Source organism: Succinivibrio dextrinosolvens, assembly GCF_900116345.1.
GTDB classification, from domain to species: domain Bacteria; phylum Pseudomonadota; class Gammaproteobacteria; order Enterobacterales; family Succinivibrionaceae; genus Succinivibrio; species Succinivibrio dextrinosolvens_B.
Genome location: NZ_FPAH01000009.1, coordinates 1 through 13,248 on the forward strand (window position 1 = coordinate 1; position 13,248 = coordinate 13,248).

Consider the following 13,248-nt stretch of genomic DNA (forward strand, 5'->3'; position numbering starts at 1 on the left):
TTAAAGCTTTTTGATGCCTCCAGACAAAAATGGAAGGCTCAGATTGAATAGAGGATCTTTGTTCCCACATTTATTTGTACTGAGCCATTTTTTTATTGTATCTGTTTCGTAATGAACATAGAAAACAACGTTTGATGCAAGAAAAAAACCATGCTTATCCACATAGTTTATTACTTCAATTACGCAAGTTTTTTCCTCAGTTATAATTTTTAATCCTAAATTGTTTTTCGAAAAATAAGTTAACAAATTTACCCAGTCAAAGGTATACAGTGATGAAAGAAAGATATCTTTATCGGGCTCTATAAGAATGAGGTTCTGTACGTCAATCTGTTCTAGAAGTTCAGCTATCTGATATCCTAGACCTATCCCAAAAATAATTGCTGTAGGAATGTATCCCACATTTTTTATACTATCAAAGTCTTTACTGTCAAATTTTGCGTCATTAATTATTTGAGATAGGAATTTATCCTGAAAACATCCCTCAGTTACTATTCCTCCGTTAAATTTTCTATGATATGCATGTCCACTAATTAGTTTATTGACCTGTTTTTTGCAGAAATCAATAGGATCAGAATTCTTAAAGAATAGTTCGTCGTTCTGTAAAAAAAAGATGTTTGGGATTCCATTTTTGTCACAGACAAATTTCAAGGGATTTTGGGGAAGGTAATTCTCGAACTTGGAGGCGATATCTGGAAGATATCTTTTGAAGCATTGAATGTTTGCTTCAAATCTTTCTATTAAATAACTCTCTAAGTCTGTCTGTATTCCATTTATTGTATTTTCTTCCATACTTATTCCTATTATTTTTACCTTTTATAATTGGTTAGATGCATTTTGCTAGTAAAGTCTATGGACAATCCCAAGTGAATGAGGGGTATTCTTTTGAAAATGAAGTACTGTCAGAAAATGCGTATCATAAATATGTTTTATATATATCTTTTCACAAATTTTTTAACAGGATCGTCATATTTTTTCTTTATTATATTGATTTCCTTTGGAAAATCTGGTGCTTTACAATGAGGCATATCTCTTCCAACTTTTCCATTAGGATAATATTTTCTATGCTCTCCCATGATATAGTCGGGCATCTTTTTGTATACTTCTGGAATTTCTGTAAGATAGTCTTCCAATATGTTCAGTAGTCTATTTGCTGTACCTAAACATAACTTCTTGTCTTTATTCTCGAATAATGAACTTGTAATAATCACCAATGGACCACAAACTGCACTTTCTATAGTTTTTTGAAAATAAATTAAAGAGTTATCTTTGCCGATTTCATTTAAAAACTCGTTAATTTTATGGCATATTTGAAGACTTTCTTTGATTGTTTTGGGCCTTTTCTTTATTATTGATAATATGTTTTCACATATTTTTTTGATGAGTTCTGGGTACATTATTTTTTTTATCTCATCAATTTTTATATCGAAAGATATTGTTTTTATGTGATCTATATATGAGATGAATGCTTTTTTATCAATATCAGGATATATCGAAAAATCATTCTCTAAATCTTTTGAATGTATTGGCTTTGCACCTTCAATTAGCGCTCCATCGGAACAATTGATACAGCTAAAATTCTCTTCTTCTAAATACTCTTTTAGAGAAAGTTGCATTGTCAATATAGACATATAAAATATTTCGTTACAACCACATTCCCCAGAGAAATTTGCTGGAACTACAAAAGATGAGTTATAAAAAGAATTATCATCTGAATAGCCTATTTGATTATATAAAGTAGTATAGTCAGAGTGATTTGATGTAAAAGAGAGCTTCTTTCCGCAATCCAATCCAAACAAATAGATATTTCTGAAACCCAAGGCTAATGCTCCGGACAATCCCATGTTTCCTACTAATGGATTCATCTTTGTTATTATGCGAATTTTTTGAAGCTTCAAATTAGCAGATATATAACCACAGAAATTTTCATCTGCTTTTGACAAAATAGCTACATGATCGAACATCTCGACTACAGAAGGATGGCATACGTGAGAGCATAAAAGGATAATGTCTTCAAAAAAAGATGAATCCTTTATTACGCTTAAGGCTTGCTTAGTTTCAGGAACTCTTTCTGTATTGGCATAGAAATCAGGGTGAATACCAGCATGATATAAAACATCAATAGCTGTTCCGCAGGCAATAATAATTGCTTTATCCTGATTTTTTCTAAGAAAAGATATATCGTTATCAAGTGATGGTCCAGAACCTACTACAAAAACAGGAAGATTTTTAAATTCAGCACTCATCTCTGTTGTATTAACAAAATGTTTTTTATGCATAATACTGCTAACAGCATGACTAGCTCCGAATAGTCTATCATCAAAAAAACCGTAAGTCGCAGGCAATAGATGCCCTCTTTTTTTTAATTCATCTATAATTTGAGCGTCTGATTCTGATTGTCTTGTTAGATAAATGCAATAGGCTCCTAGAGTATAAAAACCTTTGCTGACAAAACAATTGTTAAATTCAGTTCCGATGGTATCAGCTTTCGATTCAAGAATAATTGTTAATATGTTTCCCTTTGCATTTAATGCCTTCAAAAAATTTTCCCAATCGAATGTATGCAGTGAAGCAAAAAAAACATCATTATCTGGTTCAATTATTACCAAATGTGATATTTCTATTTCTTTATACAACTCCTGAATAATATATCCTAGACCGACTCCTATCAGGCAAAGCAAAGGGATGAGCTTAGAATCTGAAATATTGCAAACGTCTCCTTTATAACGCTGTTCATATATTTGGGAGATTTTTGAAAAATACTTAAAGTGGATTTGTCCATAATCATCTTTGCTGCAGTCATTATTAAATATATTGATTTTGCTGTTCAGAATATCCTTAACCTGATATTTTGAGAATTCCTTAGGATCTGCATAATCGATCAAATCCTTTTCTGTTGTGGATCCATTCTTTATTATTTTATCTAATTGTTCTATTTCAAACTTTATATATTGAGCTGAACAATATTTTTCGTAATAACTTTTTTCATCACCTGAGAATGTCATATTTGGGGTCCCACTTGGTGAACAAAAGAAATCCATTGATTTCTGTGGAACGTAATTTTCGAATTTGTCTGATATCTTTGGGTAATATTTTTTAAATGCTTCTATATTTCTCTTAAAACGGCAAATAAGAAAATCAGCTAATGTTTCAGGGGTGCATTTGTCTGAATCAATATTAGTCTCGTGTTTGTTGTTGATTGTCATCATATAGCCTCTATTTCTTAATTGCTTATTTTTAATTACGTTTTCTTTTCACTGAAGTATACGCATCAACAGTGTTTTAGAAAAAAATACAATAAAAACTTTCGTTATCAAATAATTATTTATTCAATAAATGTGGATGCATGCGAAATCTTTTAGTTTTTCTTTTGCTATCATTGATAGTATAGGTGCTGATAAACTTAGATAAAAGAAAAATGCTTGATTTAAATATATTTATTTCCAAATTTGTTACTCATAGAGATGCTTCAATGTTTCATTGTGATATCGAGAAATATTCCAGTAAACTTGAAAAAAATATAAATAAAAAAAGCATCCTTGTAATAGGAGGTGCAGGATCAATAGGCTCCTCCTTTATTAACGTGATATTGAGGTTTAAACCGTCAGAACTAGTTGTCGTTGACACTAATGAAAATGCCCTTGCAGAATTAACTAGAGACTTAAGGTCGACAAAGGATATGTATATACCCAAAGTGTATAAGACCTATCCAATGGATTTTGACTCTAATGTTTTTAAAAAAATGTTCCTTCGTCATAAGGGATTCAATATAGTTGCTAATTTTTCTGCGCATAAACATGTTCGATCAGAGAAAGATATTTTCTCTGTGGAAGCTTTGATTCAGAATAATATTCTTCATGCAAAAAAACTGTTGGATACTTTATCTGTTTTTCCTCCAGAGGTTTATTTCTGTGTATCTACTGATAAGGCAGCTAATCCTGTAAATATTATGGGAGCCTCAAAAAGAGTAATGGAAGATCTGATTTTTTCATACTCGGATAAATTTCCTGTTAAGACAGCCCGGTTTGCAAATGTTGCTTTTTCTAATGGCTCTTTACCTGCTGGTTTTTTAGCTCGTATTCAAAAATTACAGCCTTTATCTGCTCCTTCTGATGTAAAGCGTTACTTTGTTTCTCCTCTTGAGTCAGGGGAAATCTGTGTTTTATCCTGCATTCTTGGAGAAAATCGAGAAATCTTCTTCCCAAAACTTGATGAAGCTCAGATGATGTCATTTGATAGAATAGCCGAAGCTTTACTTAACAATCTTGGCTTTGAGGTTTGTTACTGTACTTCGGATGAAGAGGCTATAGATAAGTCAGAAGCACTTAAGCAAGGTTCTAAGCTGTATCCTGTACATTTTTCAATATCTGATACTTCCGGAGAGAAATCTTTTGAAGAATTTGTTGCAGATAACGAACATACTGATTTGACAAGATTTTCGTCACTTGGTGTTATTACCAATAAAGAACTTCCAGATAAGCATTCCCTCGATAATCTGATTTCTAACCTAAACAATGCCTTTAGTAAAACAGACACAACTAAAGAGGAAATTGTGCTTATTCTCAAGGAATATTTACCTAATTTCAATCACTTAGAGACAGGAAAATCTTTAGACAGTAAGATGTAAATATACACTTGTTTTCAGCCTTTAGACGGTGTCTAACTACGGATATATCTGATGAATTTTTGGAGATTTTATTTTGAATAGCTTTATTCCCTTATCAATTCCAAATTTTGAAGGAAATGAAAGAAAGTATGTTTATGATGCTGTTGATAAGGGATGGGTATCAACAGGTGGCTCTTATGTTTCTAAATTTGAAAAGAATTTGGCCAGCTATTTGAACGTTGAAGATGTTGCTGTTTGTCAAAGCGGTACATCTGCAATTCATTTAAGTTTAATAGAGGCAGGTGTAATCCCTGGTGATACTGTTCTTGTTTCTCCTTTGACTTTTATCGCAGCTGTTAATCCTGTTAAATATCAGCATGCTTTTCCTGTATTTATTGACTGTGACGATAGTTTTTGTCTTGACCCAATTAAGTTAAGAAAATTCTGCGAAGAAGAGTGTGATTGGGACGGTAAGGTTTTACATTATCAGAAATCAGCTGTAAAAGCCATTATTGTGGTTCATATATTTGGCAATATGGCAGATATGGAATCAATTATGGATACTGCTGTTCGATTTAATTTAAAAGTGATTGAAGATGCAACTGAGGCTTTGGGAACATTCTATACAGAAGGAAAATACAAAGGCAAATTTGCAGGGACAATCGGGAATTTTGGTGCATTTAGTTTTAATGGAAACAAGATTATCACAACAGGAGGTGGCGGAGCTGTAACTTCCTTAACGTCTTCAAGTGTTGCTCATATGCGTTTCTTATCAACACAGGCAAAAACAGATCCTGTTAACTATACTCATGATGAGGTAGGTTACAATTATCGTATGACAAATCTCCAGGCTGCGTTAGGTGTTGCGCAACTTGAGAACTTGCCTGAGTTCATCAGAAGAAAACAGTTTAATTATGATAAGTATGCAAGCTTGTTGGCTAATTCGAACTACTGCCAACTTATGCCGTTTAGATCGGGTACATGTTCTAATAAATGGTTTTATTCTTTGCTTATTAACAGAAGCAAAATAAAAACTCCTATAAGCAAAATAATAGAGCAGCTAAAAACTTCTGGTATAGAAACTCGAGCCATATGGGGGCTTATAAATGAGCAGAAACCTTATCAAAATGAAAAAACTTATTTATTGGAAAAGGCTCCCTATTATGCTTCTAGAATTATAAATATTCCTTGCTCAACACAAATTACTTTTGAAGAGATTGAATATGTTGTTTCGTCAATAGAAAAACTGTTAGGGGATTTTGCGGATGAATAGCTCTCTATCATTGGAAGATTTTATTGCTAGTGAAAAAGCTTCTCTTTCAGAAGCAATGCAGATGATTGATAAAAATACCCATGGAATAGTTTTTATTTCTGATGAAAAAGGTGTTTTAATAGCCTCCCTTACGGATGGAGATGTCAGAAGATATCTTCTATCTGGCGGAGCAATGAACTGCAGAGCAATTGAGGCTGCCAATAATGCCCCTAAAAGTGCTTTATCTCAAAAGGAAGCAAAAAAAATCTTTCATAAAAGAGATTATGTTGTTATTCCTATTGTTGATAAAAAAGGAAGGATAGTTGATATTTATACTGGTGATCCTAAAGAGCAAAAATTATTTCGTGAATCTCTTAATGTCCCTGTTGTCATAAATGCAGGAGGTAAAGGATCTAGGTTATATCCTTTAACAAAGGTTTTACCTAAGCCTTTGATCCCAGTAGGTGACCTGCCTATTTTAGAGTTGATTATGAAATCCTATTTATACAATGGATGTGCCGATTTTCACATCATTGTTAATTATAAAAAGGATTTGATTAAAACTTATTTTAGAGAGAATGAAGCTCACTATAACATACGTTGGTACGATGAAAATGAGCCTCTGGGAACAGGTGGGGGGCTGAGCTTATTAAAAAAAGAAATTCACGAGACTTTCTTTTTTGCCAACTGTGACGTTCTGCTAGATTCAAATTATGCTGAAATTTTAAAATTCCATAAAGAACATCATAATGTGATTACCATGGTTTGCGCATATAAGAATTTTAATATTCCTTATGGTGTTGTTGAAATTGGAAAAGATGGTGTTATTCAGGAAATGAAAGAAAAACCTCTAATTTCTTATTTGACAAATACCGGCATATATGTGGTTGAACCTGAGGTTCTGGATGATATTCAGGATAATATTTCAATAGGTTTCCCAGATATAATTGAGTATGAACGTTCAAAAGGAAGAAGAACTGCTGTGTATCCTGTCAGGGGAAATGATTGGATGGATATGGGGCAGTTTCCTGAACTTGAGAAAATGAGAGTGCGTCTATCCTCTGAATGAATAATCATTGAAAAATAAGATTATCTTTTATTGGGGCCTTTCTTTTACTCAATTTTTAATTTTCATAAAAAACAATACCTAGTAATTATTACTTATAATCAATAGATAAAAATGAAAAAAAGAATTCTCGCTGTATTTGGTGCTGGTGGTCTGGCTAGAGAACTCCTTGAGTTAGCCCGTATTATTAACAATAAAGAAAATCGATGGGATGATTTCCTTTTTGTAGATAAACAGTCTTCTGATATCAGTGAAAATGATACTAAGATTGTAACATTTGAGTATATTCAAGATCGGAAGGACATCCTTATTGAAGCAATTGTAGCAATAGGCCAACCGCTGATAAGAAAAAGAATATATAAAGAATTAGAAGAAAAGAATATAAATATAGTTTCCTTAATACATCCTGATATAGTTATTCCTAAAAGTACAAAAATAGGAAATGGTGTTGTTATACAGTCTGGTTGTTTTATTTCATGTAACGTAATCATAGAAGATTATGTATATATTCAGCCTAATTGTAATATTGGTCATGATGTTGTCCTAAAAAAAGGATGTATGATTTCTGGATTGGGAAATCTTGCAGGTGCTGTTGTTATTGGCGCATTTTCTTTTATTGGATTATCCTGTGCTATAAAAGAAGGCGTCTCAATAGGGGATAATTCAATAGTTGGAATGGGATCTATAGTTTTTAAAGATATCCCGGATGAAGTTATAGCCTTGGGTAATCCTGCAAGAGGTATTGCCAAAAACAATGACGGGATTGTTCGTTAGAGTCGAAGAGCGCGCTATGAATTTACTTCAAGAAAAAGTTTGTTTGGTTACAGGAGCTTCCAGAGGAATTGGCCTTGCAACTGTAAAGAAGTTTGCCTCAGAAGGTGCTATTGTTTATGCAAATTCAAGAGGTACTAATATAGATGAAATGTGTACTCATCTTTCAAGTGAATATCAAACTCCAGTAAAAGCATTGTATTTTGATGTTAAAAATGAATATGAAGCAAGAAACGCAATGCTGCAAATAAAGAAGGATTTTGGTCGATTGGACGTTCTTGTAAATAATGCCGGCATTATGAAAGATGCATTAATTGGTATGATTTCAACCACGGTAATGCAGGAATTATTTGAAACCAACGTCTTTGGTGTCATAAATATGATTCAATTGGCTTGCAAGCTTATGAAAAGTAAAAAAAGCGGTTCAATTATAAATATATCTAGTATCGTTGGAATTGAAGGGAATCCAGGACAAATGGTTTATTCTGCTTCAAAAGGAGCAGTGGCGGCTATAACTAAAACAGCATCAAAAGAATTAATTTCTGAAGGTATAAGAGTAAACGCAATTGCTCCGGGGATGATTGATACTGATATGTTCAGGAGTATAGGTGAAGATAAAATAAAGTCTTATTTGAAAGATATTAGAATTGGACGATTAGGTACGCCTGAAGAAGTTGCTGATGCAATTGTTTTTTTGGCATCTGATTATTCAAAATACATTACAGGTGAAATTTTAGGCGTAAATGGAAGTGTAAAACTATAAAGTTGCGGAGATAAAATGAATAATTTAGAAAAATACAACAAAATTTTTATGGAAACATTTAACTTAAATGAAACTGAGATCGGTAGTCTGAAATACAATGGCATAAAAGCATGGGATTCTGTTGGCCATATGAGTCTAATTGCAGCTATAGAGAGTGAATTTGATATTATGCTTGATACCTCCGATATAATTAGTTTTAGCTCCTATGAAAAGGGAAAAGAGATTCTTTCTAAAGATGATTACGGAATCAATTTCTAAACATATAGCGAAGATATTTTTTTTACTACACGAGTTGTTCCTAAAATTGCATTATTGTTTTTTATTTAGAGATTTTTGAGCATATTCGTCATATTTTTACTATAGTTACGTGATTTCTAATGGTTGTAATTACAGATAGTTAAATGATAGCTTTGTTTATGTTTATAGTTTGTCAATGGCTGTTTGAATATTGCTAAATCATATTTTTGATTGTTCTTATACTAAATATTAAATTAATCGTCATTATTCAATCTGTTTTTACTTACTGATTATAAGAATTAAATTTTTTTTTATTTGTCATTACGAACAAATTGGTGTTTGTGCTGTTGAATAAGATTTTATATGCATTAGTGCTTCAATTTGTTTTAAACAGGAATCAATCATGGATAAGGTTTGTATCATTGCTGAGGCAGGAGTTAACCATAACGGAAATTTTGAGCTTGCCAAACGATTGATTGAGGTTGCAAAAGAATCTGGGGCTGATTATGTCAAGTTTCAAACTTTTATTCCAGAGGCGGGGGTTTCAAAATATGCCCCAAAAGCTGAATACCAAAAGAATACAACTGTATCTTCTGAATCTCAATTAGAAATGGTAAAGAAATTATGTTTGCCATTTGATTCTTTTATAGAGCTAAAGAAATACTGTGATTATTTGGAAATTGGTTTTATTTCTACTCCATTTGATTTTGATAGTATTGATTTTCTAGAAAGTCTTAATATGGATTTTTGGAAAATTCCTTCCGGTGAAATTAATAATCTTCCTTATTTAGAAAAGATTGCTAAAACAAAACGTAAAGTTGTGATGTCGACTGGAATGAGCAGTATGACCGAAGTTAAAGCAGCAATATCTATTCTAGAAAAAAACGGAGCATCAGATATCTCTATTCTTCATTGTAATACACAATATCCCACTCCATTTTCAGATGTTAATTTGAATGTGCTTAGTTCTCTAAGAAAACTTGGTAAGAGAGTTGGCTATTCCGACCATACTTTAGGTATTGAGGTCCCAATCGCAGCTGTAGCATTAGGCGCATCAATTATTGAAAAACATTTTACTTTATCAAACAAAATGGAAGGTCCAGACCATAAATCTAGTTTAGAACCATATGAATTAAAAAAGATGGTTGATTCCATAAGAAATATTGAACAGTCGTTGGGAACTGGAGAAAAGAGAATAACGGATTCTGAAAAAGATAATCTTTTGATCGCCCGCAAAAGTATAGTTGCTAAAACTAAAATAAAAAAAGGAGATGTTTTTTCTGTTAATAATATTACTGTGAAAAGACCTGGTACAGGACTTTCTCCCATGAGATGGTATGACGTTATAGGAAATATATCTAAGAAAGATTATTCTGAGGACGAGTTAATTGAACTATGAAAATGATTGCTATTGTGACTACTACAAGGGCAGAATACGGATTATTATCTCCATTGATTAAGAATCTACGGAAATATGAATGTAGTGATTTTAAAGTTGAATTAATTGTTACTGGGACACATTTAAGTACTGAATTTGGCAAGACTGTTGATGAGATAGATGATCGTATAGATTGTTTTGTTAACACTCCGACTGATTCTTTTTCTGCCACAGATATTGCTCATAATCAATCTGTTTATTTGACAGAGTTCACAAAAATTTTTTCTGATAAATCATATTCCGCATTAATTCTTCTCGGCGATAGATACGAAATCCTTCCTGTAGCTATAGCTGCATGCTTAACTCACACTCCAATTTTTCACCTCTGCGGAGGGGATACTACAGAAGGAGCTATAGATGAATGGATAAGACATTCAATAACTAAGATGAGCTATCTTCATTTTGTCACAAATGAGGAAAGTAGACGAAGAGTTATTCAACTAGGTGAAGCCCCCCAGAGAGTATTTAATTATGGCTCGACTTCTGTTGAGAATATTTTGAATAAAGCCAATATGAGTAAGGAAGAAGCTCTTAAAAGCGTTGGACTTGTAGATTGTGATTATGCACTTTGTACATATCATCCAGTTACTATGGAAGACGACGTAATTGATGATATGTTGGAGAGTTTCTTTTCTGCAATTGATAATTTTCCTTCCTTACATTTCATTATTACAAAGTCTAATGCAGATCTTGGTGGATCAAGAATTAATGGTTTACTGGAGGAATTTGCAAAACGTAACGCAAATGTTCATGTGTTCTCTTCTCTAGGAGTAAGACGCTATCTTTCTCTTATGAAGTATTCTAAATTTGTTTTGGGAAATTCATCAAGCGGAATTATTGAAGCTCCATGTCTACATATTCCAACAGTAAATATTGGGGACAGACAAAAAGGAAGAGCTTTATCCGAAAGTATTATAAATTGTGGAACATCTTCTAAGGACATAGTGTTAGCTATGGAAAAAGCTTTGTCTAAAGAGTTTATTAATGTATGTAAAGTAACAGGTTGTCCTTATGGTGATGGAGGATCTTCTGAAAAAATCTCATATAAAGTTATTGAAGTTTTGAAGTTTGGAGGAATAGTTCTCAAGAAAAAGTTTTTTGATTTAGTATAGCTAAACATATATATTAACATCTTGAATTTGGTAACTATTATGAAATATTGTACTAAGTGTGTAATGCCTGATACCCGTCCAGGTATATCTTTTAATGAAGATGGCGTTTGCTCTGCCTGTCAGTCATATGAGAGAAGAAAAAGTATCAATTGGGAAAATCGTTATAAAGAATTTGAAAAAATATGCGATAAATATAGAGGAATTAATGGTAAGGGAAATCCTGATTGTGCTGTAGCTGTTTCAGGAGGAAAGGATTCTCATTTTCAGGTTCATCTAATGAAGAACGTGATGAAAATGAATCCAATACTGTTTTCAGTTGAAGACAACTTCCCAATGACTAATGCGGGAATTCATAATCTCAAGAATATTTCGGAAGAATTTGGTTGCTCTATTATAAGTCTTAAGCCAAATATAAAGGCTCAGAAGGCAATTATGCGCTATATGTTTGAGAAGTATGGCAAGCCAACATGGTATATAGATAGATGTATATACACATATCCTCTTATGATGGCTTCAAAATTTAACACTTCTCTTTTGGTTTATGGTGAGAACGTCAGCTATGAATATGGTGGAGCGGACGCTAAGGAAACTTATTCTGCAAAAGAACAGTTAAATAACGGAGTAGCCTCTGGAATTGATGACAGTGAGTTGATTCAGAACTGTAACGGAGATGTTACTTTAGATGATCTTTATTTAACAAAAGCGCCAAGTCCAGAAGTCTTAGATAAGCTTGACCCAATCTATATTTCATATTTTTTACCATGGAACAGCTTTAAGAATTACGAGTTTGCCAGAAAACTTGGCTTTCATGATTTGACTCATGAGTGGGACAGAACTCACCATGTTGAGAACTTTGATCAGGTTGATAGTCGAGCTTACCTTGTTCATCCTTGGTTAAAATATCCAAAATTTGGTCATGCTACTGCTACAGATTATGCGTCTAGAATGGTTCGTTATGGACTAATATCTAGAGATGAGGCTGTAAAACTAGTAAAAGAGCATGACAGTAAGCTGGATCCTTTAGCTGTTAGAGATTTTTGTCAATTCTGCGGTTATAAAGAGTATGAGTTTTGGAAAATAATTGATTCTTTATATAACAGAGAAATATTTGTTAAAGATGAGCTTGACAGATGGGTATTAAAGCATCCTGTTTGGGAAGATTAATGCGTTAACTTGATAGATTGATATATGAAAAATATTGCAATTATTACCGCTAGGAGTGGCTCAAAAGGGATTAAAGATAAAAATATTAAAGATCTGTGTGGACAGCCTTTAATGGCTTATAGTATCGAAGCCGCAATTCGATCAGGAAAGTTTGATGAAATTATGGTTTCAACTGATTCTGAAAAGTATGCAGAAATCGCCATTAAATATCATGCAAAAGTCCCTTTTTTAAGATCACAAAAAAATTCTTCTGATAGCGCTTCCAGCTGGGATACAGTTGAGGAAGTCCTTACTGAATACAAAAAGAAAGGGCAATTATATGATTCATTTTGTCTGCTTCAACCTACTTCTCCTCTAAGAACTGCAGAAGATATTGTGCTTGCTTATGATATATTTGAAAAGAAATCTGCAGGAGCAGTCGTTTCAGTTTGTGAGACAGAACATTCTCCATTACTTTGTGGAAAATTGCCAAAAGATAATCAATTTACTAATTTTGTGGATAGTACTCTTCTTAAAAGAAGGCAGGATATGGATAAGTTTTACCGTATCAATGGAGCTATATATATCGTTGATTGTAAGAAATTTAGTAATAACTTAAATCTTTACAAAGAAGGAAATTACGCTTATATAATGCCTAGAGATAGAAGTGTCGATATAGACTCAGATATAGATTTTGAAATAGCAAAAATCTTATTTTTACACCAAAATTCAGAAAAGTCTTTTTAAGAAATAAGAGAGATATTGTGTATGTAGTCTAGATTTAATTTATATGTTATAAGAATTGGATGAGCTTTGTTGAGTAAAACTCTTTGTTAATGCTTACTTATATGTTTGCTTAAGGT

The 13,248-nt window shown here is 32.7% G+C and carries 12 protein-coding genes; 10 read left to right on the top strand and 2 right to left on the bottom strand.

The window, feature by feature from the left end; translation table 11 throughout:
* Positions 1–789, bottom strand: a complete 789-nt coding sequence (locus BM308_RS04210; RefSeq protein ID WP_074943119.1) for a hypothetical protein — start codon at positions 787–789, stop codon at positions 1–3.
* 137 nt (positions 790–926) lie between these two features.
* Complete coding sequence (locus BM308_RS04215; protein WP_177214411.1) at positions 927–3,203, bottom strand: motility associated factor glycosyltransferase family protein; 2,277 nt, start codon at positions 3,201–3,203, stop codon at positions 927–929.
* 212 nt (positions 3,204–3,415) lie between these two features.
* On the opposite strand from BM308_RS04215, the gene BM308_RS04220 reads away from it, so the two are divergent.
* From BM308_RS04220 to BM308_RS04265, 10 genes are all read left to right on the top strand, one after another.
* Complete coding sequence (locus BM308_RS04220; RefSeq protein ID WP_074943123.1) at positions 3,416–4,624, top strand: polysaccharide biosynthesis protein; 1,209 nt, start codon at positions 3,416–3,418, stop codon at positions 4,622–4,624.
* A 73-nt stretch (positions 4,625–4,697) separates the two neighbouring features.
* On the top strand, positions 4,698–5,876 hold the full coding sequence (locus BM308_RS04225) for a LegC family aminotransferase (RefSeq protein WP_177214412.1): 1,179 nt from the start codon (positions 4,698–4,700) through the stop codon (positions 5,874–5,876).
* On the top strand, positions 5,869–6,924 hold the full coding sequence (locus BM308_RS04230) for a sugar phosphate nucleotidyltransferase (protein WP_074943126.1): 1,056 nt from the start codon (positions 5,869–5,871) through the stop codon (positions 6,922–6,924). The genes BM308_RS04225 and BM308_RS04230 overlap by 8 nt, the downstream gene beginning before the upstream one ends.
* A 111-nt stretch (positions 6,925–7,035) precedes the next feature.
* Positions 7,036–7,695, top strand: coding sequence for an acetyltransferase (locus BM308_RS04235; RefSeq protein ID WP_074943128.1), 660 nt, complete (start codon positions 7,036–7,038; stop codon positions 7,693–7,695).
* Between the two features lie 16 nt (positions 7,696–7,711).
* A complete protein-coding gene (locus BM308_RS04240) occupies positions 7,712–8,455 on the top strand; it encodes an SDR family NAD(P)-dependent oxidoreductase (protein ID WP_074943248.1) in 744 nt (247 codons plus the stop codon).
* Positions 8,456–8,470: 15 nt separating this feature from the next.
* A complete protein-coding gene (locus BM308_RS04245; RefSeq protein WP_074943130.1) occupies positions 8,471–8,713 on the top strand; it encodes a cytochrome P450 family protein in 243 nt (80 codons plus the stop codon).
* 382 nt (positions 8,714–9,095) lie between these two features.
* Positions 9,096–10,091, top strand: coding sequence for an N-acetylneuraminate synthase (neuB, locus tag BM308_RS04250; protein ID WP_074943132.1), 996 nt, complete (start codon positions 9,096–9,098; stop codon positions 10,089–10,091).
* The gene (neuC, locus tag BM308_RS04255) at positions 10,088–11,242 is read left to right on the top strand and encodes a UDP-N-acetylglucosamine 2-epimerase (protein WP_074943133.1); all 1,155 of its coding nucleotides are present in this window, start codon (positions 10,088–10,090) and stop codon (positions 11,240–11,242) included. The genes neuB and neuC overlap by 4 nt, the downstream gene beginning before the upstream one ends.
* Positions 11,243–11,281: 39 nt before the next feature.
* Positions 11,282–12,406 (top strand): N-acetyl sugar amidotransferase, encoded by a 1,125-nt coding sequence (locus BM308_RS04260; protein ID WP_074943135.1) that lies wholly within the window; start codon positions 11,282–11,284, stop codon positions 12,404–12,406.
* Between the two features lie 24 nt (positions 12,407–12,430).
* Positions 12,431–13,132: an acylneuraminate cytidylyltransferase family protein gene (locus BM308_RS04265; protein ID WP_074943137.1), complete on the top strand. Its 702-nt coding sequence runs from the start codon at positions 12,431–12,433 to the stop codon at positions 13,130–13,132.
* The last annotated feature ends 116 nt before the right edge of the window (positions 13,133–13,248 follow it).

Coding starts and splice junctions, on each gene's coding strand:
- BM308_RS04230 (WP_074943126.1), top strand. CDS start 5,869: ATGAATAGCTCTCTATCATTGGAAGATTTTATTGCTAGTGAAAAAGCT.
- BM308_RS04245 (WP_074943130.1), top strand. CDS start 8,471: ATGAATAATTTAGAAAAATACAACAAAATTTTTATGGAAACATTTAAC.
- BM308_RS04235 (WP_074943128.1), top strand. CDS start 7,036: ATGAAAAAAAGAATTCTCGCTGTATTTGGTGCTGGTGGTCTGGCTAGA.
- neuB (WP_074943132.1), top strand. CDS start 9,096: ATGGATAAGGTTTGTATCATTGCTGAGGCAGGAGTTAACCATAACGGA.
- BM308_RS04215 (WP_177214411.1), bottom strand. CDS start 3,203: ATGACAATCAACAACAAACACGAGACTAATATTGATTCAGACAAATGC.
- BM308_RS04210 (WP_074943119.1), bottom strand. CDS start 789: ATGGAAGAAAATACAATAAATGGAATACAGACAGACTTAGAGAGTTAT.
- BM308_RS04260 (WP_074943135.1), top strand. CDS start 11,282: ATGAAATATTGTACTAAGTGTGTAATGCCTGATACCCGTCCAGGTATA.
- BM308_RS04220 (WP_074943123.1), top strand. CDS start 3,416: ATGCTTGATTTAAATATATTTATTTCCAAATTTGTTACTCATAGAGAT.
- neuC (WP_074943133.1), top strand. CDS start 10,088: ATGAAAATGATTGCTATTGTGACTACTACAAGGGCAGAATACGGATTA.
- BM308_RS04240 (WP_074943248.1), top strand. CDS start 7,712: ATGAATTTACTTCAAGAAAAAGTTTGTTTGGTTACAGGAGCTTCCAGA.
- BM308_RS04265 (WP_074943137.1), top strand. CDS start 12,431: ATGAAAAATATTGCAATTATTACCGCTAGGAGTGGCTCAAAAGGGATT.